Genomic DNA, 24,458 nt, shown 5'->3' with positions numbered 1-24,458 from the left:
AGCGGCCCAGGCGGCCATGCGGCCGCCGGAGCCGCCTCCGGCGGCTCGCCGGGCAGTCGGCGGGTCAGTCGTCGTAGAAGCCCTCCCGCGTCACGATTCCGTACGTCCAGTCGTCCGTGTCCTCTTGGAGGGTGAGGGACAGGGTGCCCTTCACGCCCTTGAAGCGGATCTTGACGTCCACGTACTTCTGCGGGCTGACGAGGAAGTTCGCGACCATGGGCCGCTGTGCCGCGTCACCCCACTTCGCCACCCAGTCACCCGCCGTCTCCGTGGCGTGCTTGCCGTCGTACGACAGTTCCGCGAGGCCGTCGGCGTCGTGCCGCTGGATGCGGACGAGCGCCTTCTCGACGAGAGCCAGGGTCTTGGGGACCGGCTGCCCCGTCACGGACAGGTCGAGGTCGGCCGTGCCGTCCTTGACGTACGGCGGGGTGCGGTCCTCCGCGGTGCAGGCGCTCAGGAGCAGCGCCGCCGCCGCCACGGAGCCTGCGATGCGTACTCTCCTCAACTGCGCCTCCCCGGCCTGATGACGCTGATGGCGGTGATCTTCTTGGGCTTGAGCCACTGGTTGAGCGTGGTGTGGTTCTTGCTGCCGTGCTGGGTGATGTTCAGGTTGCCGCGCTTGCCGCCGGTGACGACGCCGGCGTGGTTCCACTGCCGGTCCTTCCGGTAGAACGCGAAGATCACGTCACCCGGCCGGGCGTCGTAGCGGGAGATCTCGCGGCCGCCCCGGTACTTCTTCAGGTGCTGGCGGAGGTTGGCCGCGGCGGCCCACGTGAAGCTGTCGACCCGCTTCCAGAAGATCTTCCCGCGGTACCAGCTCGACAGGTTCCTGCGCGGACCCTTGCGGATCTTCATCTTGCCGCCGTGGTGCAGGGCCTTGGACACGAAGTTGGCGCAGTCGTTGCCGTGGTCCCACCCGATGCCGACGTGGCGCTTGGCCCAGGAGGCGGTGCCGCTGTGGTTCGGCGCGGCGTAGGCGAGGGGCGGCCCGGACGCGGCCGGGTCGTCGCGCAGCATGCCGTCCTCGTCCAGCTCGGTGGGAAGCGCCTCGTCCTCGGGGGGCGCGACCTCCGACAGGCTGTCCTCGACGGGTGGCGCGACCGTGGCGGCCTGGACCGCGGCCTGGTCGGTGGGCATCGTGACCTCGACGGCGGCGTCGTTGGCCTCCATGCGCAGGACGCCGTCCGCGAAGACGAACCGGCCGGGGGCCTCGCCCTCCTCGGGCTCCTGCGTGCCGTCTTCGTGGGTGAGGACGGTCCGCTCGGTGACCCGGCCGCGCACCACGACCGTGCGGTCCGGGCCCGGGCCGGTGAGCAGGTCCTCGAAGGTGGCCTTGACCTCCGAGAAGTGGCGGGCGCGGCGGGCGTGGGCGGCACGGGTCCGGATCAGCTCGGGCTCCTGCTCGGCGAGCAGGTCCCGGAACATCGCCCCGTGCGGGGACGCGGCCGCGGCCTTCTCCGCGGTGGAGTGCGTGCCCTTGAGGAGCGCGGCGCGGGCCGCGAAGTAGTCCCGTACGGCTTGGGCGTAGCGGTCCTGAGCGGCGACCGCCACCGGCTTCGCGGTCTGCGAGGCGGCCGTCTTCGACGTGCCGAACTCCGTGGTCGCTGTGACCGTGACCGTGTGGGCGGCGCCGTTGTCGAGGCCGGTGAAGACCGCGCGGGTGTCCTCCACCGTCTGGCGGGCGACCTCGTCCGTTCCTTCGCGAAGGACCACGGTGTACTTCAGGGCATCGGCCGCCGAGCCCGGGTCCTGCGGGGCGTTCCAGGTGGCGAGCAGCCCGCCGTCGGCCGGAACGGCCTTGACGTCCTGGGGGACGCCGGGCTCGGCCGCGGGAATGTAGGAGATGACGAGCTTCGGGCGCTTCGCCGGGTCGGCGGCGCGCGAGGAGTGATAGACCACGCCGGGGGCGGCGTCCTTCTCATCACCGAGCTGGAGGCTCAGCCCGTGGTTCTCGCCGGTCTCCAGCCAGTCCTCGACCAGCGGACCGATGTTCAGGTCACCGAGGGGAAGGGGCAGTCCCTCCTCCGTCTCGTACGCCTCGTCGCGCGCGGCGGCGGCCAGGGCCTGGCCGCTCTGCTCCGGGCCCCACGCCTCGGCGAGATCCTTCAGGGTCGCGGCGGGCTCGGTGCAGTCGTCGTCGGCGGAGCAGTCCGCGCGGTGCAGCTTCAGACGGGCGTCGGTGACCCGTGCTCCGGCGGGGACGGCGGCGAGGTCGGCCTTGAGCCAGGAGCGCCAGGAAACGCCGCCGGGCGTGCCCACGCGCAGCGTCTCGTCACGGACGGCGGCACAGTCCTTTCCGGCGCAGTCCTCGGCGCCGACCGGGGCGGTGACGTCCGTCAGCGCCGCGACCTCCACCGTACGGGTGTCCGGGACCGGGTCGGCCTTCGGGGCCTTCGCGGTGAACGTGCGCTTGGGGGTCCAGGGGGAGCACGCGGCCTCACCGCAGGCGCGCATGGCCCACTGGTACGTGGTGCCCGGGGCGAGCGTGTCCTCGGGGATCACGGTGGCCACACGGCTGCCGCTCTCCTCGGTGGACGGCGGCAGGGCGACGCCGGACAGTGCCTTGCCGGAGGCGTCGTAGAGCGCGAACTCGCCGCTCACCCGGGCCTGGTCGGCAGAGGTGACGACGCCGGAGAGCAGCGGGGCCGGGGTGTCGGTCGCGCCTTCCTGGAGCGTGGTGGGCACGTCCGGGACGAGCAGTGCGGCGGGCTTGGGGCCGACGCCGAACTGGAGCGTGCTCGTGCCCGAGAGCAGTCCGGCCGAGTCGACGGTGCGGGCGTGCAGGGTGTGCCGGCCCTTGGCGGCCTTGAGCTTCACGGTCTGCGGCTTGCCGCCGGTGCCCGCCGGGTCATTGACCTGCTGCGGAGTGTTCGGGTCGTCCAGGCCGTACAGGAAACCCCGGCCGTCGCTGGAGGTGGTGGTGAAGGTGCAGCTCAGCTCGCCGTTCTTGTCGGTCCACTCGTCCTGCGGGTACCCGTCGCAACTGATGGCGGGCCGCACGGGCTTGGCCGTGTTCACCCTGAAGGGCACGTACTCGCTCCACGGGCCGTGGGCGGAGCCGTCGTGGGCGCGGGCCCGGACGCGGTAGGCGAACGAGCCGAGCTTCTTGTCGGCGGGAAGCGTCACCTTGGCGACGGCGCCCGACGCGACGCCCGTACTGGTGCCGGTCCAGGAGTAGGAGCCCGCGTCACCGGGGCCCGGGTCGGCGGTCACCTCGAACTGTGCCTTGACGGTGCCGCCGTCCGGGTCGGAGACCTTCGCGGAGAAGGTGGGCGTGCTGGACGTGGCGTACGTGCGTTTGTTGAAGGTGTTGGACGCCGAGGGGTCGAGTTTCACGGCGCTCGGCGCGGCGGGCAGGCGGTTGTAGGTCACCGAGATGACCGGCACGTCGCCGGCGGCGTTGCGGGAGTTGAAGCGCTTCCAGGCGTGCGGGTCCTTCTCGTCCGCGGCCCGGATGCCCAGGATGTTCTCGTTGTACGGGTTGGTGGCCCACGCCTGCGCCAGCTTGGCGATGTCGGCGCTGACCCACCCGTCGGCGCAGCCGCTGCCGAAGCCCTTGGTCTGGGTGGAGGTCGCCCACTTGCGGTTCCACTTGGGCTGGCTGTCCCAGCGGGTCGCAGTGCCGGCCGAGTTGGTGTCCCACACCTCCCAGGCGCGTGCCTGGCAGGACCACGAGTGGTGGTTCCAGAGCTTGAGCGTCGCCGACTTGATCTCGGCGTTCTTCACCGGCCGGTTGTCGAACTTCAGGAAGGAGCGGGCGACCTGCCCCGACCCGTTGTTGCCCAGCTTCAGCTCCTTGGCGGTGGACTGGTCGGTGGTCCAGCCCTCCTGTACGAACGTGGTGAAGGTGGACAGCAGGTTCACGGACGGGTCGACGGTGACCGGGAACCGGGTCTCGGAGTCGGCGAGGAACTTCGCGTCCGGAGTGAGCGTCAGGTCGACCGTGTCGCCGCGCTGAGCGAAGGCCATCTCGACCGGCGCGCGGTGCGGGTGCTCTCCGGAGCGCGCGTCGACGCGGGCGTCCCACATGACGGGGGCGGGCAGCGTCCCCGCCGCCTTCCCCGTCCCGGTGTCGACGAAGGTCACGCCGCCGTCCGGGGACGCCTTGGCGGTCAGCCCCTTCGCGGTGAGGGTCATGCGCAGGGTGCCCGCCTCGTCCACGGCCGCGCGGGACTTGAGGGACAGGAACTGTTCGAAACCGGTACGGGTGGCGTCCACGACGAGGTCGGCGTGGGGCAGGGCTTCGTGATAGGTCGCCTTGGTGCCGTCGATCCGGGGCGCGGGCAGGGCGCCGCGCCAGCCGAGTTCGACGCGCTGCCCTTCCGGAGACTTCAGGGACACCAAGGGAGTGGCTGCGGGCACCGGCTCATCAGCTCGAAGCCGACGGGTGGCCGCCGCGTCAGCGCGCTCGGGGGCGGGGCCCGCGAGCGTGAGGCCCAGCGGATGGGCCTTGGCAGCGACACTGCCGTCCGCCCGCTCGGCGAGGTTGATGTCGACGCTCCGCCAGGAGCCGTCCTCCGCGCGGAAGCGCACGGGACCGGCCGACTGATCCTCCGTCAGGGTCCCGTCCGGATTCGCCCACACGGTACGGGTCTCGGTGCGCCTGCTGACGACCTCGACGCGCTTGCCGTCGAGGCGCGCCTTCAGCACGGCGCCCGAGGCATCGGTCGCAGCCTTCGGCACACCGGCGGGCACGCCATCGTCGGACTTGCCGGACCGGGGCTCGGCGGTGACGGCCACAGCGGTGGCTCCGGATACGACGGCCTCAAAGGTGAGCAGTCCGGACAGCGCGAGACAGGTGCTCAACACCGCCGCTCTCCGGAATGACCGCCTCGGCGGGCTCTCTGACACGGGTCCCCTCCCAGTTAAAGAAAGCGTCAAGAAGGGGCAAAGGTATCGGCGCGTTCGGGGATGACAGGGGGCCATTGGTCCCAAAACGGGTGGGGCGAAAGTCCGCAATGTCGCCGATGGGCGCCGCGCTCGACTGCGTTCGCTCGCCGGATACGCGGCGACGCCCACACGCGCGACCGCCGGCCGCGGGCCCGGCCCGCCTGACTCGCCCCTGCCGAGCCCTGCCCGGCCCCGCCCGGAACGGCGGAGACACCCGCTGGCGCACGCATGGCCGCACCCTGGGGCCCAACCGCAACAGCCTCTGGACTCAGCCCACTTAGGGCCACGAAGCGTAGCCACCCAGCAGCAACTGCGGGGCACACTCGGCCTTGCCGCCCGTGGTCCCCGCGCGTGCGGGGGTGGCCGTGGCCCGGCTCAGCGCCTCGTCGAACGCGGGCCGTGGTCCCCGCGCGTGCGGGGGTGGCCCTCGCGGACGCAGCAGCTCGCCGACGCCTGCACCCTGGCCCCGCGTGCGGGAGTGGCCCTCCGCCATTGGGCCCAGCAGGTCCGCAGGCGGAGCGGTCCGTCCCCGCCCGGGGGATGCCCCCACCGCAGCCACCCCCCGCGATCGCCACACCGCCCTACACCAATCGGCCCCGCGACCCGAGCGAACGACAGGCACCCCCGTCACCCCGCTGCCGCTCGCCCGGCCTCCCTCCGTTCCACTACGTAAGTTGAGGCACAGCACCGGTCCGCGCAGCCGACCCGAGGGAACGGAATGAACCCCGCCGCCAAAGGCATAGCGATCGGCTCCGCCCGCCTCTCCATCCTCATCGCGGCCATCGCCGTCATCCGCACCCCATGGATCGCCGGATGCCCCCCCTTCACGTCCGCCATCTGGGACGCGTCCCTCGTCGTCCTTGTTTACGCCGTAAAACTCTCGCTGTTACGCACCGTCGCCCGATGGGACATCCGGGAGAAAGTGCGCCAAGGCGAACAGGTGAGACTGGTGGTGGCGGTGCGCCGGAAGGTTGGACGCCTGCCCTTCTCCCTGCTCGGCGATGAGTTCTCCGTAGCGCTGACCGACCAGCGTCTGCTCATCCAGTCACGGTCCACGTTCACCGGACGCCCGAGAGGGGCGCTGCACCTGGGCAAGCACGTCACCTTCCACCAGGGAAAGGTCCTCTCCGTCGAGACGAATTCCGGCGTCAGGATCGACGCGCTGGTGCAGGTAGCACATCGAGGCGAGGTCGCCCATTGGATACGACGGCGACAGGAGCGCTCACCGTGACCTGCCCTTCGGGGCCGGGAACGACCTGGCGGCCTGCCGCACATAGCCGCACCCCCCGGCGCGACCGCAACAGCTGCTGAACTCGGCCCACTTGCGACTACGAAGAGTAGCCGCCCGGCAGGAACGTCGTGGTCTGCTTCACGCGACAGCGCCCAGTACGGCGCGGCGCGACAGAAACGCCCCGAGGGGGAACCATCCACGATACGGGGGCACACCCAGCCCCCCCCCGATGACGCCCAACCAAGGCTCACGCCTACGCGTCTCTACAGACGTGGCTCCAACACGAGTCCGTCGCCGGGACGCTGTGGCTAGGGAGACTTTTGCGGCACGTAGCAGGGACTTGTCCGCATCCAGATGATATGCCGGTATCTCAAGAAGTAAGGGAAAATCCACTGCCGACGGCATAGAGCCGCAGGTCGCGGCCTGTGGTCCCCGCGCGTGCGGGGGTGGTCCCCCGGCCATGGCCGACGCCTTCACGCCGTCCTTGCGGTCCCCGCGCGTGCGGGGGTGGTCCCCCGTACTTCTCCGCGACCTCGCTGTCGTCGTCGCGGTCCCCGCGCGTGCGGGGGTGGTCCCTGCTCCCGGAGCCGCGCTCGCCGCCACGTCTGGTGGTCCCCGCGCGTGCGGGGGTGGTCCCGACGCGGCCCGCAGCCGGGTGACGGCCCGCCAGTGGTCCCCGCGCGTGCGGGGGTGGTCCCTTGTCTTCCATGACCGACCCCAGCAGCATGGCGTGGTCCCCGCGCGTGCGGGGGTGGTCCCTCGCCGTCCGGCAGGAATTCTTGCGTTCTACAGGTGGTCCCCGCGCGTGCGGGGGTGGTCCCTCATGAGCGACTTCTACGAGAACCAGCTGGACGTGGTCCCCGCGCGTGCGGGGGTGGTCCCACCACGGCCTCATCTGGCATGAGCCATGCGGGGTGGTCCCCGCGCGTGCGGGGGTGGTCCCAGTCAGGGGTGGTAGCCAGAAAGGCCCCACCCGTGGTCCCCGCGCGTGCGGGGGTGGCCCCGAGCGGCTGCTGCTCCTCGCGGACGCGTCAATGTGGTCCCCGCGCATGCGGGGGTGGTCCCCAGGCACCGAACCCGCCGTAGCCGAGGGCAAGGTGATCCCAGCGCGTGCGGAGGTGGTCCCGACGTCGCCGTGCAGCTCGATGTCGTGCCACTGTGGTCCCCGCGCGCGGGGATGGTCCCCCGTAGGTGACGGCCGTGCCGACGCCCTGGCCGGTGGCCTCCGCGCGTGCAGGGGTGGCCTCGGCAGCTAACTGCTGACGTCCCGCCAGGTGAAGTGGTCCCCGCGCATGCGGGGGGGACCCATCAACCGCCAGTACCGCGCCCTGCTGCGCGCCACCTCCGGCCTCACCGCCGAGTAGAACCCGCAAGTCCCGCCACTGTCTTGGCTTCACGGACCCTCGGTCAAGCACTCGTAGCGCACAAGTCCCACGACTCGCACACACGCACGACTGCCTGGAACGGTCTGAGCGATCGTGTGGCTGCGGCACACGACCCGGAATCACGCGACAGCCCTCACAGTGGGCAGCCGCGAGCCAGGCGAGCGCGAGCATCTGCGGCGAGGCGTGAGCCTTCCACCGCTCCCACGCCACCTTCTCCTCAGCGGATCAGCGTTCCACCGTCGCTTCGCCGCTCCTGCGGCAGCTCCACAGGGGGTCAGCGCGCCGGTTCGCGTCAATCATGGCGCGCTGCGGCATTCCTCCGCAGCGGCTGGGACGTACAAGGGCTGCACCCAGCTGGCTCCACGGTGCTCCGCCCCACCACCAAGTCCCTCAAGGCCCCAGGGGGCGGCCGTGGCGCTTCTGGCCAGCGAAGCGCTGTATCGCGCCGCCTTGGGCACTCCGCACCACATCTCGGTCACCAGTTCGGTAAATCTTGCGCCTCCGTGCCGGACGAGCCCGGCACGAACCGAACAGGAGAACGCCCCATGGCAAGACCGTGGTTCGGCATATCGTGCCGCACGACCCTGGCCGTCGCCTTAGCCCTCACCGCCCTGCCTGCCGTCGCACCCGCGCTCGCCGACGACGGCCCGGACACAGCCGTGCTCACCTACGCGCTGCCACTGGGCACGCCCCTTCCTTCACTCGCGCAGCTTCAAGCCGACGGCGGCCTGGAACGACTGCACGCGATGGCCCGGACCAGCAGAGCACAGAAGCCTCTCACCGCAGCCGAGACAGTTGGGCCTGCCGCCACCCATGGGACAGTCGCCAAGGAGTCGTCCTTCGCACCCTCGCCGCCCGCCTCGCCCTCTGGGACTCAGCCCTCGGTCCCGGCCCCCCGGGACGCCATCTACCCCGAGCCCTCGCGGAAGATGACCCTGGACGAATGCAGGAAGGGTCTGGGAAGCGACAAGAAGTTCTTCGTCAAGTCCCGCTTCGCGGTGTGCACCGGCACGTCCTTCCTCCAGACCTGGCTGAAGAACGGACGCGTCAAGGGACAGAGCTGGTTCAACCTGCGCGTGGTGGGCACGGTCGCCAAGAACAGCCGGAAGACCGACTACACATTCCACTTCAGCGAGATGGGCAAGAACGGCAGCGTCCCCGCCGACGCCCTCAAGATCTCGGTGAAGCCGAAGATCACCCAGAGCTGGCCGTCCGGCGCCCGCTACACCTACGGCGGCACCATGCCCGGCACCAAGACCTTCGCCGAGGCCAAGCGGCAGAAGTCGTTCACGCACACCGTCCATGCCAAACCGGGCCAGGGCAGCGGTCGGCTCGACACGATCTTCGCGGTCTACCAGCCGACCGTCACCGTCACACCTCCCGCCCCATGGACCGTGAAGCCCCCTTCCAGCACCAGGCTGTTCCTGCTCGCTCCCCGGTGGGAAGCCGCCGGCTATCTGGCCAACTCCACCGGCAGCGGCAACCCCGCCCGGCGCGGTGCAGCGACCTTCAGCTACGCCGTCCCGCTCGTGTACAGCGCCAAGAACGGAGCGGTGGAGCAAGAAGTCGCCAAGCACATCCGGCTCGCCTTCCTCAGCCCGGACGACACCAAGCCCTATATGTCCGCCAAGAAGGTTCCCGGACAGAATCCCAGTGCCCCCTTGCACCGCACACGGGACAGCGGGCGCAACGAGGACAACGGCAAGGCCGCCATCGCTCAGTGCCGGAGGCACTGGGGCCCGAACTACACAGAGGGCGGCAAGAAGCAGTGCGACGAGTACCCCTTCCGCTCCACACTGGAAGGAGCCGCTGAACATCAATACAACCCGGACGCCCGGAAGTTCAACTTCTCAGCCAAGCCCGTTCTGGCAGAGCACAACCGCGACGCCGGGCTGCTGCTGAAAGGTTTCTACGCCAAGAACAGGATGCTCGCCGACACCAAGGACGACGCCTTCCTCGTAAAGATCACAACGTGACGAACCGGGGGGGCCGGCGCCCACCAGCCGCCCCCGCACCAGTCAGCAGACCGGGAAGAACTGCACCAGATAGCGCTCGACACCCACAACGGACTCTTCCGAACCCCTCAACGCGGCCACCTCGTCACGGCCCGCACAGTGCACCCGCACCCGCCACGAGCCCTTTCTGCCGAGCTCGATCAGATCGTCAGTGCGCCCCAAGGTCGGGGTCCACACGGCGACATCGCCGCTCACCGACTCGAACCCGACCTCGTCTCTCACATCCCACGCAGAGGCGTCTTCAGCAGGCGGCGCCCCGTCCCACACCTGCACCTTCACTGCGGCAGTATGAATGTGACCGGCACTGGACACGTCCACCCGGCCCGGAAACGCGTTCACGAACACATCGGCGTTCAAGCCGTCAGGAAACTCAACGGGCAGCTCGGCATCCCACGACTCCTGAAGAGCGAACACGTAGTCGTCCACGAACACCTCAAGCAGCTGCTCCTGAACCAACTTGGCCACGAGACCTCTCCCCTGTCCGTCAACCCCAGACGACCCTCAGAATCGTATCCCCGCACCACACGTCCGCCGTGATATCCCACCAATCCACCGATGCGCGGCCCTCAAGGCAGCATGGGTACACCAGCAGGCCAACACCTCTCCCACGTAAGGGCGTCCCAATGACCCACATCATCGGACCTTGGCGGCACATGCTGGCGATTGCGCATATCGGGATGGAATGTCGGTATCTCAAGGAGTAAGGGGAAATCCACTGCTGACGACATAGAGCCGCAGGTCGCGGCCTGTGGTCCCCGCGCGTGCGGGGGTGGTCCCATCACCCGCCACGCCGGACACCTCGGCGTCACGTGGTCCCCGCGCGTGCGGGGGTGGTCCCTGGGACTCCGCCTGCAGGACGGTCTGGGTGCCGTGGTCCCCGCGCGTGCGGGGATGGCCCCCTCGACCACATGATCCCCTGCCGGGACTCCACGCAGAGCGCATCGCAGCTCGGGAGGTGCTCTGCGCGGCCGCCGCCTTCACTCCTCGCCCGTGAGGGCGACGGCCAGGGCGAGCGCCAGGTGTCAGGTGGCGGTCAGCCCCGCGGCCGCGGCCAGTTCGCGTACGCCCGGTGTCCGTGGGTGTTTGGCGCGCAGGTCGGAGATGATCGTCCGGATCGCCGGGCGGTCGCGTACCTCGCCCGGTGAGACCCGGGCGGCCGAGAGCAGTTCCGTCGCCGTCTGTTCGGGCTTGCCCCACTGCCACCACGCGCGGCCGAGGTCGGTGTGCAGCCTGGCCTTGCGCTCGGGTGTCCTGAAGTGGCAGGGGTGCAGGCCGCGGCTCACGTCGAGGGCTGTTCCCGCGTCGCCAAGCGCCCAGTGCACGCCGACCGCGTACAGGTCGACGGCGGCTGGGGTGAGGGGGAACAGTCGCCCCTCGGGAGCCTGGCTGGGAAGGCCGCGGGCGGCGCGGCGAGCCTCTCCGATCATGGCAAGGGCCTGGTCGCGGTCATCGGCGCGGGCCGCGGTGTACGCGGTGGTGCAGAGCATCTGGGCGTACGCCGAGGCCTGGGCGTCGGTCCTGAGACCGGTCTGCTCAACGCCCCGGAGGGCCTGGTGGACCAGGCGCTGCGCGGCCTGGGACTGGTCCTGGTGGCGCAAGACGATGCTCAGCTCGCGGGCGGCTGACGCGGCAGCCAGCGGAGATCCGGACAGCTCGGCGTGGGTAGTGGCGCGGTCGGCGGTCAGGCGGGCCTGCGGGTAGCGGCCGATCTTGATCAGGGCGGCGGTGGCCAGGCCGTAGCAGACGGACAGACGAGCGTGGGCGTGGTCGGTGCCGTGCGTACGAACGTCGTGGTGCAGGTCTCCGAGGAGGCCGGGCAGGTCCTGGAGGAATGCCGTGTGGCGGCCGGCGTCAAAGGTGGCACGGGCCGCGGCCAACCGGGTGTCGAGAGGGACCGGCGACCCGGTCGGGTCGGGCGTGACGGCCAGCGCATCGTCCAGCGAGCTCAGCAGCGCGGCAGGGCCCGCAAGCCCTGCGGCGGCGAGAAGCGTACGACGGCGCATGGGATCGGCCTCCTCGGCGCAGCGTGGCCTGTCGCGGGCCACCCTAGTGGCTGGAGAGGCGCTGAGCCCGAGCGACGCAGCCAGCACGTGTGTCGGTACGCCCACCTCGCGGGCGGCACGCCGCAGGAGAGTGAGGTCGGTGCGTCTGCCGCGCTGTTCGATTCGGGAGACAGTGGAGGCCGAGCAGCCGATGCGCTCGGCGAGGTCGCTCTGGCGCCAGCCACGGTGCTCGCGGCCGAGCCGGATCAGCCCGCCCGGGTCGCAGCGGGCGACGAGGGCGCGGACGAGTGCACTGTTCCACAGCGGGTCGGTACCGGTGGCAGGCATGCCCACCTCCGCTCGCGGGGGCAGGAACGTCCACGGTAGAGGCCCGGGCCCGCACCGTCGACCGCATGTGCACGGCCTGCAAACGACGCGCACGGTACGGGAGTTGGCTGCCGCTGCGCTCTCACCGGCGCTTTCGTGGAGGCATGTCGACCCCGACGGGCGGTCGGCGGGCACCGGGCACCAGCACACCGGGAGGTCAGCATGGCCACAGCAGTCGAGACCCTCGTACGCGATCCGCGTACGTACGTGAAGCCGGAGGTGTGGGAGCGCGAGGTGCTGCTCCTGATGCGGGACCACCCCTTCGACGAGGTGATGGCCACCCGCCTCTTCCACGCGGCCGTCAGCTATCTGATCACCGCGATGGAGAAGTGGGGCCAGGGCCTGGAGCTGTGCTGCGGCGCATCGTGGACATCGCGGTGCACGTGTTCATCCTGGACACGCGGAACTACCGCGAGTTCTGCGCCGAGCACTTCAACGGCCGGTTCCTGGAGCACATCCCGGAGATCGCCTTCAAGTACGACGGCTCGGTCGAGCGCACCGCGCGCATCATCGCCGACAACGGCTTCGAGGTGGACTGGAAGTTATGGGAGGCCGACTTCGCCAAGTGCGGCCCCTGCCGTCCGGGGTCGAACTGCCACTGAGAAACGGCCTCACCCGAACGGGCCCGGAAGCGCACCGCGCGCTTCCGGGCCCGTTCCCGTCGCTCCTTGAACCGATTGCGCCCTCACCCCGCGCGGGGGCGGACGGATCGGTACGGTGGCCCACTCCACCGGCCCCGCCGCCTCCTCGAGGAGCCTCATGCCCCGTGCGCCGCAGACCCCGGCCGAGTACTGGGACACCTACAAACCCCACCGCGGCGAGGGCCCAGCGCCGCGGCCGGACGCGGCGGTCTTCGAGTGGACGCAGTACCCCGGCCACGGGCCCGGCGCCGAATTCCTGGGCACTCCCCTGCCCCGACGCGCCCTCGACCTGGGCCCCGCGCAAGGCGTGGAAGCCGCACACCTCGCCCGGCAGGGCGTCGATGTGACCGCCGTGGACCTGTCCGCCGTCCAGGTCGCGCGCGCCCGCGCCTGGTGGCAGGACACCCCGCGGCTGGAGTTCGTGCACGCCGACGCCGTGGAGTACCTCGCCACCACCTCAATGACGTTCGACGCGGTCTACAGCGCGTGGGGAGCCGTCTGGTTCACCGACCCCGACCGGCTCCTGCCCCTCATCGCCCGCCGCCTCACCCCCGGCGGCGTCCTGGCCTTCGCCCACGCCGCACCGACCGGCGAGACGTACGGGCCCCAGCGCATGCGCGGCAAGTGGCTGGAGGGCCGCGAGCACGAACTCACCGTGCTGCGCTGGCAGTACGGCCCTGAAGCCTGGACGGACCTGCTCAAACGGTACGGCTTCACCGACGTGGACGCCACGGTCCTACTGGCCCCCGCCGATGAGCCGGTCGGCACCCTCCTGGTCCGTGCCCACGCTGCCGCCTGACAGCCACGCCCGCCTCACGGCCAGCGAGGACAAGGGCCTGCGCTTCTGCGGGAGCAGGTCGAGTACGAGTTGGCCACGGGGCTGCGTCCACAGCGGGCATAGGGTTACGCCGTCGGCCTGGCCTTCGGATGCTGCCACTGAGTGGGGCTTTGTGATGGCTAGTAGTGCTTGGTGGCTAATGGGGCGGAATGGCGGTTTCTTTGAAAGTAAGGGGAAACCCAGTGTCCGCCGCGTAGAGCTGCAGGTCGCGGCCTGTGGTCCCTGCGCGTGCGGGGATGGCCCCCGACCGCAGCCACCCCCGCCATCGCCGCACCACGACAATCACCCCCTGCAAGCCAAGCAAACGACGGGCCGGCACCGTCACCACACCGCCACTCCGCCCTCGACGCCCAAGGCCCGCCAGTAGCCAGACAGCGGACCGAACAGGGCGTGCATTTCGAGCCGATGCTTCCCATACGCAACCACTGCTGGTCCGGTAGCGACCAGACCCCCAGGCACGCCGGACGACGAGCGACTTGTCGCTTTCGCGGCGGGAAATCAGGGCTGGAATGTCACGCAATCAAGGCAGGGGTCTGTACGAGTTCCGTGAAGTGCTGCAAACGTGCAAAGACCCCGTGGCCGTGAGGGTCACCGGGCTCTGTCTTCCTGAGGAGAAGCATGTCTTCACGCACCACAGGAACACCGAAGAGACGTAGGCGGATTCGCGCGAGACACACGGTCGTGGCGGCTTCGGCCGCCGTGGCGTTGCTGGCCGGAGCCGTGCCCGCGGCCTTCGCCCAGGGCGAGCCGGACGGCCCGTCCTCGGCCTGGGGCAAGCGCAGCGCCAAGGCCGAGATGCCGCCGGTGAAGGTCGGCGAGACGAAGGCTCCGGACTCGGTCCGTGAGCGTGAGCCGTCGCCTGAGGTGGCGGCGTGGCGGGCCGCGCAGAAGGAGCGCGCCGGGGCCGCGACGGGGAAGCGGAAGCGCCCCGCGAAGGCGGTGGCCGCGGTGGTGCCCAAGGGGCAGGGGGACGTGCCCTGGCACCAGATCTCCGACGTCCGGGTCACCGACTCCCTGGTGGCCCGCATCAACTACTCCACCGGCAACCTGATGCTCGCCGGGACCGACTTCCAGGTCGCCGGGGTCGGGAAGTCCCTCCAGCTGACCCGCACCTACAACTCCCTGGACGCCCCGTGGGGCAAGGTGTCGCAGCGCTGGTGGCAGAACTACGAGCGCTACCTGCAGATCGAGGACAGCCAAGTGGTGCTGTACGACGCCACCGGCGGGGCCGTCACCTTCACCAAGAAGACGGACGGCACCTACAGCACCCCCAAGGGCTACCGCCTGGACCTCAAGCAGTCCTCGAACGGCGAGTACACGGTGACCGAGCGCGGCTCCGGCAGCAAGGACACCTACAGCGCCTCCGGCACGCTGGTGAAGGTCACCGACCGCAACGGCGGCCACATCCTCGTCGAGCAGCACGACCAGGGCAGTGAGCACAAGGGCTTCAAGCTCACCGAGTCCCGCTCGGGCCGCTTCGTCGACCTGGTCAAGACCGACGCCTCACAGTGGCAGGCCAAGGACAACACGGGCCGCACCGCCGTGTTCGACCTCAACCCCGCAGGTGACCTGGCCAAGACCACCGACACCGAGGGCAAGGCCACACAGTTCGGCTACGACTCGAGCCGCCGTCTGACGAAGATCACCACCCCGGAGGGGAGGGTGACGGTCTTCACCTACGACGGCGACAACCGCGTCACCTCCATGAAGCGGGCCACCCACTTCGACGGCTCCGGCGAGACCGGACCGACGTACACCTACACCTACACCACCGGGGAAGGCAGGGCGGGAACCACCAAGGTCACCGACCCGGCCGGAAACACCACGACCTACGCGCACGCCGCCGACGGGGAGATCACGAAGGTCACCGACGCGCTGGGCCGCAACCGCGAGCGCACCTATGACGCCAACCTCAACGTCGAGACGGCCGTGGACGCGATGGGCGTGGGCGGCACCCCGGGCAACGTCACCGCCTACGGCTGGGACACCCGGTCCAACCCGACGTCCGCCAAGCTGCCCACCGGCGCCACCTCGACGCTCACCGGCTACAAGACCATCGCCGGCTCGGACGTCCCCGGAAAGATCACGTCCGCCGACGGTGTGGCCGTCTCGTACGACTACGACGACGCGGGCAACACCACCAAGGAGACCGTCGCCGGGGCCCAGGGCGGCACCCGCACCTTCACCTACAACCCCGCCGACCCCACCTGCGGCGGCTTCAAGGGTCAGCGCTGCGAGGTGACGGACGCCAACGGCAAGACCACCAAGGTCACTTACGACGCCAAGGGAAACCTGTCCAAGGTCACCCCGCCGAACCCTCTGGGTGCGAGCACCTACACGTACGACAGTCTGGGCCGTGCCGAGACCAGCGTGGACGGCCGCGGCATCAAGACCGTCTACGTGTACGACAACCGCGACCGGATCAAGAAGGTCTCCAGCACCAACATGACCGTCACCTACGACTACGACGGGGACGGCAACCTCAAGCAGCGCTCCGACGCCACCGGGATCACCAAGTACGACTTCGACCCGCTGAGCCGGGAGACGATCCGCACCCTGCAGGACGGCTCACAGACCGTCCTCACCTACTACGCCGAGGGCAACGTCGAGTCGTACACGGACCCGTCGGGCACGGTGAAGTACACGTACAGCAAGGTCAACAATCTCGAATCCCTCACCGACGCGCAGGGCAAGAAGACCGGCTACGAGTACAACGCCAACGACTTCCGCACCAAGACCAGCTTCCCCGGCGGCACGGTCGAGACCGTCACCCCGGACAAGGCCAACCGCACACAGCGCATCAAGGCGGCCTCACCGTCCGGCACGCTGGTCGACCTCGACTACGACTACGCGTACACCAGCGGCGGCACCACCAAGGACGGCACGCAGATCCGCACGGAGACGGACGCCGTCGCCGGGCTCAAGCGCACCTACACCTACGACTCCGCCGGGCGCCTCACCTTCACCAACGAGACCAAGGGGACCACGGTCAACGACAGTTGGCTGTACTGCTACGACAAGGCGGGCAACCTCACCTCCCAGGGCACCAAGGCGGGCCGCCCCGGTGGCACCACCTACACCTACAACGACGCCTCCCAGATCACCGGCAAGAACGGCGACACCAGGGGCTGGTCCTACGACAAGGCCGGGAACGAGACCGCGGCCACCCCGACCCCTGAGTCGGCCCGCACCGGCGGCCAGTGGAACGACTTCTCCCAGCTCACCTCCCTCACCCAGGGCGGACAGGACTTCAAGGGGCGCTACGCCTCCACCGACCAGTCCGAACGCACCCAGTTCGGCGACACCACCTTCCACCACGGCCCCGTCGGTCTGTCCTCCAAGACCACGGCCGGGGTGGACATGAACTTCACCCGTGAGCCGGGCAGGAACCTCAACTCCTTCCGCACGGAGGGCGCGTCGAGGACACAGAGCACGTACTACTACCTCACCGACGCCCTCGGCTCCACCAGGGTCGTCGTCAACGACCAAGGCGCGAAGGTCAACACGTACGACTACAGCCCGCGCGGTGTCACCCGGAACATCAGTGAGAAGGTCCCCCAGCCGTACCGCTTCGCCGGTGGCTACCAGGACCCCACCGGGCTCTACCACAACGAGGCGCGCTACATGGACCCGCGCCTCGGCCGCTTCACCCAGCCCGACCCCTCGGGCCTGGAAGCCAACCCCTACCTGTACGCCTCTGGTGACCCCACCAACGTGATCGATCCCAACGGCCTCTGGGGCATACCCGGGTGGGGGAAGGTGAAGAAGGTCTGGAAGAAGCACAGTGGAGCCATCCTCGGAATCGGAGTCGCCGCCGGGTGCAGCTTCGTCTCCGGCGGGACCGCGACTGCCGCCTGCGTCATCGTCGGAGCGGGCGTCGCCGGCGCGGGCGCCCACGCCGCCTCTGGGGAGAACCAGACCCTCGGCGGGTACTGGTCGGCGACCTGGCAGCCCATGGCTTGGGGGATCGCTGGTAGCTTCGCGGGGAAGCTCGGCCCCGCGGTCAACCGGTGGAGGGCCGACCGGAACCTCCCCAACTGAGGGTGGAACGCTCTGATGGGATCTCCGAACCCAAGGGGCCTGATGGCTCGCCTTGCTGACACCTACTGGCGCTTCGAGAAGCGTTTTGGCGGCCGTCCGCCCACAAGAAGCCAGAAATTCTCCGCGAGGCACCCCGTGCTGATCGGGTCGCTCGCAGGCGTGGTCATGTTTGTGATTTTCCTCCTTGTGTCCCTGACCGCAGGGAACGGAGTCGCCTCCAGCGTTCTGATCCCCCTCCTAGGGGGCACCCTCATAGGCGCGGTCTTCACCGGCACCTGCTTCCTGGAAAGAAAACGCCAGCAGAAGCTGTTCGGAGACCGCTGACCTCGCTCGGGTGTGAGGGCCTGTGCCTCCCCGAAATATCGGGGAGGCACAGGCACACTGGCCCGCACGGTCTACCTGAGTGAACGAAACCTAATCCGGTGCCGCATCTCACCTGAGGCTTCGCCGGGGAACCGGACATGTCCGCCCGATTCGACCCCACCAAGCTCCCCTCGGTCCCACCCAAGCCGGGGCGGGGAGGCAATTGCCTCCCCGACTCCACGGTCCCGGGCGAGACACGGTGAGCTGCCGCCCGGAACAGCGGAGGCATCTACTGGTGCACACCCAGCCCTCCCCATGACGCCCAACCAAGGCTCACGCCTACGCGTCTCTACAGACGTGGCTCCAACACGAGTCCGTCGCCGGGACGCTGCGGCTAGGGAGACCTTTGCGGCACATAGCAGGGACTTGTCCGCATCCAATTGAAATGCCGGCATCTCAAGAAGTAGGAGAAAATCCACTGCCGACGACGTAGCGCCGCAGGTCACGCGCTGTGGACCCGCGCGTGCGGGGATGATCCCACTGTGCCGTTCACCATGGTCATGGCCACCGCGTCCAGTCCGCAGTAGCACTACAGGGCAGGGCGGCAAGAGACCGAGCAACAGCTTGCGCGTAGGCGATGGCGTGCTCTCGGCTCAGCAGATTCCCGCTGAAGAGCTACGCCTGAGCCTCCGTCCACATTCCAATACGACGGAAACCTGCCTCAGCGAACTGGCTACTTCGTGTTCATCGTGTCAGGAGCAGTCCACAACTGTAGGCGCGGGCGTGACCGATGCCGTCGGAGAGTGCAGTGACAAACGCTCCAGGGTTAGTGACGGTCAGCGATCCGCGCAGCTCGGCCCGGGCGATCTTCAGTCTCTTGTAGGGGGCCGGGCTGGAGACCGGGGGCAGCATGCGCACCGCGACGTCGTCGGGGTCCGCGGTGACGCCGACGCGGCCGGGCTCCCGACCGTCGCCGAAGTGGCGCCTGACCCACTTCCTGACCCCGTCGGGCTTGGTGTGGGCCACCCGCTTCCCCCGGACCATCCGGCCGTCCGGGCCGTCCTGCGGCTTGCTGTAGGTGGGGTTGACGACGGTGCGGAACACGACGGTGTCGCCCACCCGGAAGGTGCGGTCGACGGTGATGAGGTGCGGCTGGTCCCGCAGTGCCGCCCTCGGCACGTGTCCCCAGTCCGGGGGTACCCGGGACTGCACGACCAGGACGAGAGCGGCCTCCTTGAGGTCGAGGGTCCAGGTCGAGAGGACGCCCATCTGGGCGCGGGCGTCACGGCTGCCCTCCGCCACCTCCCACCCCTGGAAGCCGCTCATCACCGTGCGGTGCATGTCCTGGGCGTCGACGAGGGACTTCGCGACGTAGGGGTGCCGGGCGTCCAGGGTCAGGACGGAGTGGCTGGCGACGAACCGGCCCGGGGCGGGGGTGGCGCGCGTGGGGTCGTTCACGGAATGACGTCCCATCCGGTGGCGTTCGGGTCGATCGTGACGCGTCGGCGGATCTCCCAGCGGGTGGTGTGCTCCGGCCGTGCCGCGTCGAAGCTGACCGGCTGGTCCTGTACGGGGGTGGCGCCCCGGGTGGCGGCGGGGACCTGGAACCACGCCCAGGGCCGCCGCGCCGGGTCGGCGGTGCCGTCGGGCCCGGGCAGCAACCGCTTGGTACGGAAGGCCTCCTCCAGGTCCCCGGCCTCGATCCCGGCGGCGAGGGTCCCCGACGGAGGACAGGACTTGCGGCCCAGCCACAGCAGCCGTCGCGGCCGCTCCAACGCCTCGGCCACGGTCTCCAGAAGGTCCGGGTCCGCGTGCTGGAGCCCCACGAGGAAGGTGGCGTCGGCGAGGTACCACCGCTCCGTGATGAGCGCCGAACGGGCCGGTTCACCGGAGACGAGGACGCCGGAGACGGGGTCCGAGGCGATCTTCTTGGGCGCGCCGTACCAGTCGGCAAGCCGGTGGTGGCTGAAGCGGTCGCCGGTGGCCGCGTCGAGGCTCGCGGAGGCCGCGGCGGCGCGCCGGTGGTCGGTGATCAGGTCGCGTGGGCGCAGCGGGTACCGGCCCGCGCCGACGGTGTGGTAGTCGCGGACGGGAGTTCCGGGATGGTCGGCGCGCACCCCGAAGACGGTCCGCGCCAGCTCCCCGAGGTCCTCGTCCCGCGGCAGCCCCAGGGCCGCGGCGCACAGTCCGATCACGGCCGACTTGGTGGGGCGGCTGTGCGAGTCGCGACGCGAGGCGAAGCGGGAGATAGTGCCCCAGGACTGCAGGGGCGCGGCCAGCCTGATGAGCAGGACGTGCGTCATGGCGTCAGCCCGTCGATGGTCTCCACGCGGACTCCGCCCACGGCGTGCCGCGCTTCGAGCTCGTCGAGGAGAGCGTCGATCTGCGGGTCGTAGGTGAGCAGTCGGGCCGTACGCAGATCGGGGCGGCGCTCGCTGACGAAGACGTGGTGGCGCAGCAGCCGCCGCACACCGGCGAGCCCGGCCGGGCCGCCCTCCTCCTTGTCCACCGCGTTCTCGTCGACGGGCCGTTGGAAGGCCGCCGCGTAGTTGTAGGGGCGTTCCCCTTCGAAGGCGAGGACCAGGGCGGGCAGCGAACCGGTAGAGGCGGTGGAGTTCTTCTTCGCCTCGGGGAACGCCTCGACGAAGGCGGTGACGAACTCCCGCTCGGCGCCCACGGCGGCGTCCGCCGCTTCCTCCTCGGTCATGCCCGCGGCCTGGAGGTTGGCCCTCAGCTGGCGGCGGTCGAGCACGGAGTGCCGGTAGAACGTGCCGGAGATCAGGGACTGGTAGCCCGTCATGCCCGCGCCCGCGTCGTCCGCCGCGTCCAGGAAGTCGAGGGCGTTCTTCTTCCGCTCCAGCTTGGCGTCGTCTGCGGCGGCGTAGAAGTCGTCGACCTGCTCGGCCTCGTGGATGGTGAAGGCGTGCGCGCTCTGCACGGCGCCGTCCACGTTGGGCGACTCGGCGATCTCCGCGAGGAACCGGCCGTACAGGGCGATGTCGATGGCGTCACGGGGAGCGAGGGCGGTGAGCACCGCGTCGCGCGACGCCTTGGGCAGCGGCGGGACCTTGCCGTCGGCGGCGCTGCCGGCGGCCGTGCCGTCATCCCCCTCGGGTTCCTCCGCCGCCTTGCGCCCGCCGCGCTTCGGCTTCGCCGCGGCCGCCTGCGCGCCGAGGTATGCGTCCCGCCACCCGCGAAGCTCCCCGGCGTGGGCAGCGATGTGCGCGGCGATCCGGTCACCGGTGTCGGCCGGGGCGAACACCAGCACCTTGGTGAGGTTGGCAACGGTCTTCTTGGCGGGGTCCCCGAACTTCAGCCCGGTCGCCTCCAGCACGGACCGCGCCATGGCGACGGCCTCGTCCCTGTCCCAGCCGTGGGCGGACTCCAGCGCCCGCGCGGTGATGAGGGCCCACTCGCGGGTACGGAGGCCGGTGGTGCGCCCGGCCAGCGGGCCGACCCCGTCGTTGGCGCGGTTGCGGGCGTGGACGCGTTCGGCCCGGCGCCGGGCCTGGCTGGTGATCAGGTGGCGTTCGGCACCGCCGTACACCAGGGTCTTGGGCGAGCCGTTCTCGTCGCGAACCGGCAGGACCGCGACGAGGGTCTCCAACAGGTGGAGCGAGAGGAACTGGCCGCGAGGCGCGGAGGCATCAGTCACGTGCTGGGGCCCTTCTGGGTCGTGTTCCTACCGGTGTCGTGCGGCTCGGGCTCGTGGAAGTCGACCGCCCAGCCGTAGGCGACGCGGGCCTTCCGGTCGTGCCACCGCTGGAGGTCGTCGACGAGTCGGGACCAGGACGGCGGCGGCTGCTCGCAGGCCCGCAGCCGGGCGATCGCGTGCTGGAGGTGCCGCCAGGGGACGCGGCGGCTGGTCACGATGCGGTCGACGAGGCGAGCGGCCCCGGGGTCGTTCGGCCCGCGCCCGGCGGGCCCGCCGATCCGGCGTACGGCCGTGCCGAGGCTACCGACGCCGGGGGCGGGCTTGCTCACGCCCCGGTGGTACACCGCGAACAGGAAGGCGACCTGTTCATAGATCTCCCTGCGCTCCGGGTCGTACCATCCCGCCCTGATATGGGCGTTGGTCCGGACGCGACCGCGCCGGAGCTGGGCGAGCTCGCCGTATTCACGGTTGCGCACCAGCGCGGTGAGCCAGGCCGTGAGCTGGGCGCCGCCAGACTGATCCGTGCCCGCCGCCGCGGCATCACGCTCGATCCCGCTGCTCACCCTTCCCCTCCCTTGAGTCCGTCGAGGCCTTTGAGCCCCTTGAGGTCGTCCGGTGCGCGGAAGCCGGTGACTTCGGCGTCGAAGCGCCGCAAGGCGGCGGCGCGGGCGCGCATACCCCGCGTATTGCCGGGCAGCGAGTCGAGGCGCTTCTCCAGGGCGCGGCGCGCCATCGGGACGAGCCATTCCACGTACTCGGCCATGCAGTCCGTCACCAACTCCCCGTCGGCGACGTCCTGGAGCAGGGTGTGGAAGGGTTCCTCCGTCGCCTTCCAGTGCTCGCCGCGCGCGTCGAAGCGGGCGAGCTGCGCCTTCTTGTCGGTCGGCTTGGGGTTGGGATAGGCGATCTCCCAGGCCGAGTACGCCGCCTTGTCGAGGCTCCTGGCTATATGTTCCGCCACCTGGGAACCACGCGACGACGCCTGATGCAGCACGGGTGCGAGGCCCGGGGCGAAGGGGAAGACGCTGGTGACCCAGGTGACGGGCGTGGACTTGTTCGAGACGAGCCCGACGGCCAACAGGTCGAAGGGGTGACGCCCGTGCGGTGCGAAGGGGTGGCCGCCGAGCTGCCGCGCCTTGGGTAGCTTGCCGAGGCGCGTGTAGAGCCCACCGGCCTCCTCCTCCACGGCGGCGTACAGCGCGTGGGCCTCGCGCCACAGGTCGCGGGTCGCGGACGGCCACAGCGGCTTCCTCTCGCCGGTGCGCGTGACGGACATGACGGCGTCCTGGAGGTGCAGCTCCGGGTCCAGCTCCAGAAGCTCACCGGCCCCGACCAACACCCGGTCGACAGCGGCGCTTTCGCCGTACGCTCCCGGCACCGGCCGCATCAAGACGGACCGCCCCAGATAACTGTGCAGATCCGCGAACCCCGTGACGGCACGACCCCGCGGCTTGGCCGTGAACCCCCGCCGCTCGATTGGCCCTTCGGTCCAGGTCAGGTTGAGCGCCCCCGGGCCGTCGGCGGTCGGGGCGAGGTTGAGGCGCAGGGTGTCGCCGAGCGTGGGGCCGAGCGCGAGGACCCGGATCCGGCCGCTGAGCCGTCCGGCGGCCAGGTTGGTGAGGGCGGGGCCCAGCGTCCCCTTGCCGGACACGCGGGCACGCCCGGCGAGCCCGAAGGTGTGCTGCGTCAGCATGGCCCTGAACGCGTCGGCCGCGGGCAGCGCCTCGGGATCCTCCAGATGGTGGTGGTCGGCGAACTGCGCGTAGTCCCCGGCGCGTTCGATGACGAGCTGGGCGGGCCCGGTCCCGTACCGCGCCATGAAGTCCGCGAGCCGAGCGTTCTGCCCGAGGGGCCGAGCGGGATGGAACAGGTCCCAGTCCTCATCGGGCCGCGCCCCCAGCCACGCCGCCGCCGTCCCCAGCGACCGGGCCTCCAGAACCCACCGCGTCCAGTCCTCCGTCGAGGACGGATACGTACCCGAGGCGTAGCAGATGGCGAGCAGGTACTCGATGAGGGCGACCTTCTCCCCGGGGGCCAGACCCCCGACGTCCTTCAACTCCTCGGCACGGGAGAGGAGTTGAATTAAATTCTGCTCGACGACATCGCCGTCCAACGACAGGGCGCGCACGCAGGGGTGGTGGCGGGGGTCCCAACGGGGGCGGGGCCACTCGCCGTTGGGCTGGGGTAAGTCAGGCAGGCGCATGGGGGGCGACCTCGGTGTCTCGGATAGTCCACATGGAGGGGTCCCCGCTCACGCGGGGAAAACCAAGCGTCAAACGCCGTAACGGGAACGTCTCACGATGCATCCCTGCTAGCGCAGGGTTCACCAGTCCGTAGCCAGTTGACGTCAGGTATCGTCACCAGCATTGACTCACGGACTGCCGTGCCCTTGCCGTCTCACCCCCGACGTCGGAGGCAAGACTCTGGGCATGGCTCAGGTGGTCGCTCCCGACAATTGGAGTGCCGGGAGCGGCCTCCCTAAAGGAACGTCACAACATGGGACACCATTGCCGAGGCGACGACTTCGATCACCAGCCGTGCCGCATCGCCTCTGTGTCCCCATAACCACCTCCTCGCATCAGCAAGGTGACTTCTCAACCAGCTCCACGGACCTTCATCCATGGGTTGCCCTCCTCCTGCGCTCCGCGCCCTGCCGAGTGGCATTCAGGGCACGGAGCGGCGGGAGGTGAACTGGCCTCTGGCGAGAGGCAGTTTGGCACGGGAAGGGATGCGCCGTCTCGCGTTCGAGCGAACCCTTATAAGGGGAACTTCTCAGTTGCCCGCCCGTCTCGCCGCCCTTTGATTCAACGAGACGGCCGACGCCTCACGAGGATGGCGAGGGTGGCGCGGGCGTCGCGGCGGCGGACCGGGTTGCGGGAGACGACCGAGACGAGCGCGACGGTCAGCAGAGTCGTGGTGTAAGTGAGGCCTACGGTGGCGGCCAGCGTGGGGGCGTCGGCCAGCAGGGCGGGCAGTGCGGACATGAGGGGGCTCCTCCCGTACGTGCCGCCCCATGGTCTGGTTGCCGGGCGGCGAGTGCGGTAGTTGTCCCGTGTCCGGCGGGTTTCCGGCGAGGTCGGATCGTCGGGG

At 70.1% G+C, this 24,458-nt stretch carries 16 protein-coding genes and 1 CRISPR repeat array; of the genes, 6 read left to right on the top strand and 10 right to left on the bottom strand.

Annotation, left to right across the window (positions count from 1 at the left end; all coding sequences use genetic code 11):
• Positions 1–64: 64 nt before the first annotated feature.
• Complete coding sequence (locus AC5WAM_RS28445; RefSeq protein ID WP_495519274.1) at positions 65–505, bottom strand: hypothetical protein; 441 nt, start codon at positions 503–505, stop codon at positions 65–67.
• A complete protein-coding gene (locus tag AC5WAM_RS28440; RefSeq protein WP_495519273.1) occupies positions 502–4,809 on the bottom strand; it encodes a DNRLRE domain-containing protein in 4,308 nt (1,435 codons plus the stop codon). The genes AC5WAM_RS28445 and AC5WAM_RS28440 overlap by 4 nt, the downstream gene beginning before the upstream one ends.
• Before the next feature lie 799 nt (positions 4,810–5,608).
• On the opposite strand from AC5WAM_RS28440, the gene AC5WAM_RS28435 reads away from it, so the two are divergent.
• Positions 5,609–6,121 carry a hypothetical protein gene (locus AC5WAM_RS28435; protein ID WP_495519272.1) on the top strand — a complete coding sequence of 171 codons (513 nt, stop codon included), beginning with the start codon at positions 5,609–5,611 and terminating at the stop codon, positions 6,119–6,121.
• A 424-nt stretch (positions 6,122–6,545) separates the two neighbouring features.
• A CRISPR array of direct repeats spans positions 6,546–7,247; the repeat unit is 29 nt; unit sequence GTGGTCCCCGCGCGTGCGGGGGTGGTCCC.
• A gap of 762 nt (positions 7,248–8,009) precedes the next feature.
• Positions 8,010–9,482 carry a NucA/NucB deoxyribonuclease domain-containing protein gene (locus AC5WAM_RS28430; protein ID WP_495519271.1) on the top strand — a complete coding sequence of 491 codons (1,473 nt, stop codon included), beginning with the start codon at positions 8,010–8,012 and terminating at the stop codon, positions 9,480–9,482.
• A gap of 42 nt (positions 9,483–9,524) precedes the next feature.
• On the opposite strand, the gene AC5WAM_RS28425 is transcribed toward AC5WAM_RS28430, so the two are convergent.
• Together AC5WAM_RS28425 and AC5WAM_RS28420 are read right to left on the bottom strand one after the other, a co-directional pair.
• A complete protein-coding gene (locus AC5WAM_RS28425; protein ID WP_495519270.1) occupies positions 9,525–9,986 on the bottom strand; it encodes a hypothetical protein in 462 nt (153 codons plus the stop codon).
• A gap of 557 nt (positions 9,987–10,543) precedes the next feature.
• Complete coding sequence (locus tag AC5WAM_RS28420; RefSeq protein ID WP_495519269.1) at positions 10,544–11,851, bottom strand: helix-turn-helix domain-containing protein; 1,308 nt, start codon at positions 11,849–11,851, stop codon at positions 10,544–10,546.
• Positions 11,852–12,240: 389 nt separating this feature from the next.
• Here AC5WAM_RS28420 and AC5WAM_RS28415 point away from each other — a divergent pair, with 389 nt between their 5' ends.
• From AC5WAM_RS28415 to AC5WAM_RS28400, 4 genes are all read left to right on the top strand, one after another.
• Positions 12,241–12,492, top strand: a complete 252-nt coding sequence (locus AC5WAM_RS28415) for a UCP032817 domain-containing protein (protein ID WP_495519268.1) — start codon at positions 12,241–12,243, stop codon at positions 12,490–12,492.
• A 157-nt stretch (positions 12,493–12,649) separates the two neighbouring features.
• A complete protein-coding gene (locus AC5WAM_RS28410; RefSeq protein ID WP_495519267.1) occupies positions 12,650–13,330 on the top strand; it encodes a class I SAM-dependent methyltransferase in 681 nt (226 codons plus the stop codon).
• 834 nt (positions 13,331–14,164) lie between these two features.
• Positions 14,165–17,410 carry an RHS repeat-associated core domain-containing protein gene (locus AC5WAM_RS28405; RefSeq protein ID WP_495523663.1) on the top strand — a complete coding sequence of 1,082 codons (3,246 nt, stop codon included), beginning with the start codon at positions 14,165–14,167 and terminating at the stop codon, positions 17,408–17,410.
• A 42-nt stretch (positions 17,411–17,452) separates the two neighbouring features.
• On the top strand, positions 17,453–17,734 hold the full coding sequence (locus AC5WAM_RS28400; protein ID WP_495519266.1) for a hypothetical protein: 282 nt from the start codon (positions 17,453–17,455) through the stop codon (positions 17,732–17,734).
• 723 nt (positions 17,735–18,457) lie between these two features.
• Here AC5WAM_RS28400 and AC5WAM_RS28395 read toward each other — a convergent pair.
• From AC5WAM_RS28395 to AC5WAM_RS28370, 6 genes are all read right to left on the bottom strand, one after another.
• Positions 18,458–19,171 (bottom strand): type I-E CRISPR-associated protein Cas6/Cse3/CasE, encoded by a 714-nt coding sequence (locus AC5WAM_RS28395; protein ID WP_495519265.1) that lies wholly within the window; start codon positions 19,169–19,171, stop codon positions 18,458–18,460.
• Positions 19,168–20,016 (bottom strand): type I-E CRISPR-associated protein Cas5/CasD, encoded by an 849-nt coding sequence (gene cas5e / locus AC5WAM_RS28390; protein ID WP_495519264.1) that lies wholly within the window; start codon positions 20,014–20,016, stop codon positions 19,168–19,170. Before cas5e ends, AC5WAM_RS28395 begins: the two co-directional genes overlap by 4 nt.
• Positions 20,013–21,368: a type I-E CRISPR-associated protein Cas7/Cse4/CasC gene (locus AC5WAM_RS28385; protein WP_495519263.1), complete on the bottom strand. Its 1,356-nt coding sequence runs from the start codon at positions 21,366–21,368 to the stop codon at positions 20,013–20,015. The genes cas5e and AC5WAM_RS28385 overlap by 4 nt, the downstream gene beginning before the upstream one ends.
• Positions 21,365–21,931, bottom strand: a complete 567-nt coding sequence (casB, locus tag AC5WAM_RS28380; protein WP_495519262.1) for a type I-E CRISPR-associated protein Cse2/CasB — start codon at positions 21,929–21,931, stop codon at positions 21,365–21,367. The genes AC5WAM_RS28385 and casB overlap by 4 nt, the downstream gene beginning before the upstream one ends.
• Complete coding sequence (locus tag AC5WAM_RS28375; protein ID WP_495519261.1) at positions 21,928–23,496, bottom strand: type I-E CRISPR-associated protein Cse1/CasA; 1,569 nt, start codon at positions 23,494–23,496, stop codon at positions 21,928–21,930. The genes casB and AC5WAM_RS28375 overlap by 4 nt, the downstream gene beginning before the upstream one ends.
• 676 nt (positions 23,497–24,172) lie before the next feature.
• Positions 24,173–24,352 (bottom strand): hypothetical protein, encoded by a 180-nt coding sequence (locus AC5WAM_RS28370; protein ID WP_495519260.1) that lies wholly within the window; start codon positions 24,350–24,352, stop codon positions 24,173–24,175.
• Between the last annotated feature and the right edge of the window lie 106 nt (positions 24,353–24,458).

The sequence above is a fragment of the Streptomyces sp. JLYT201 genome (assembly GCF_059448825.1).
Note: the sequence above shows the minus strand (reverse complement) of the source record. Positions and strands in the feature narration are given on the sequence as shown.

Coding starts and splice junctions, on each gene's coding strand:
- AC5WAM_RS28410 (WP_495519267.1), top strand. CDS start 12,650: ATGCCCCGTGCGCCGCAGACCCCGGCCGAGTACTGGGACACCTACAAA.
- AC5WAM_RS28405 (WP_495523663.1), top strand. CDS start 14,165: ATGCCGCCGGTGAAGGTCGGCGAGACGAAGGCTCCGGACTCGGTCCGT.
- AC5WAM_RS28400 (WP_495519266.1), top strand. CDS start 17,453: ATGGCTCGCCTTGCTGACACCTACTGGCGCTTCGAGAAGCGTTTTGGC.
- AC5WAM_RS28420 (WP_495519269.1), bottom strand. CDS start 11,851: ATGCCTGCCACCGGTACCGACCCGCTGTGGAACAGTGCACTCGTCCGC.
- AC5WAM_RS28370 (WP_495519260.1), bottom strand. CDS start 24,352: ATGTCCGCACTGCCCGCCCTGCTGGCCGACGCCCCCACGCTGGCCGCC.
- AC5WAM_RS28435 (WP_495519272.1), top strand. CDS start 5,609: ATGAACCCCGCCGCCAAAGGCATAGCGATCGGCTCCGCCCGCCTCTCC.
- cas5e (WP_495519264.1), bottom strand. CDS start 20,016: ATGACGCACGTCCTGCTCATCAGGCTGGCCGCGCCCCTGCAGTCCTGG.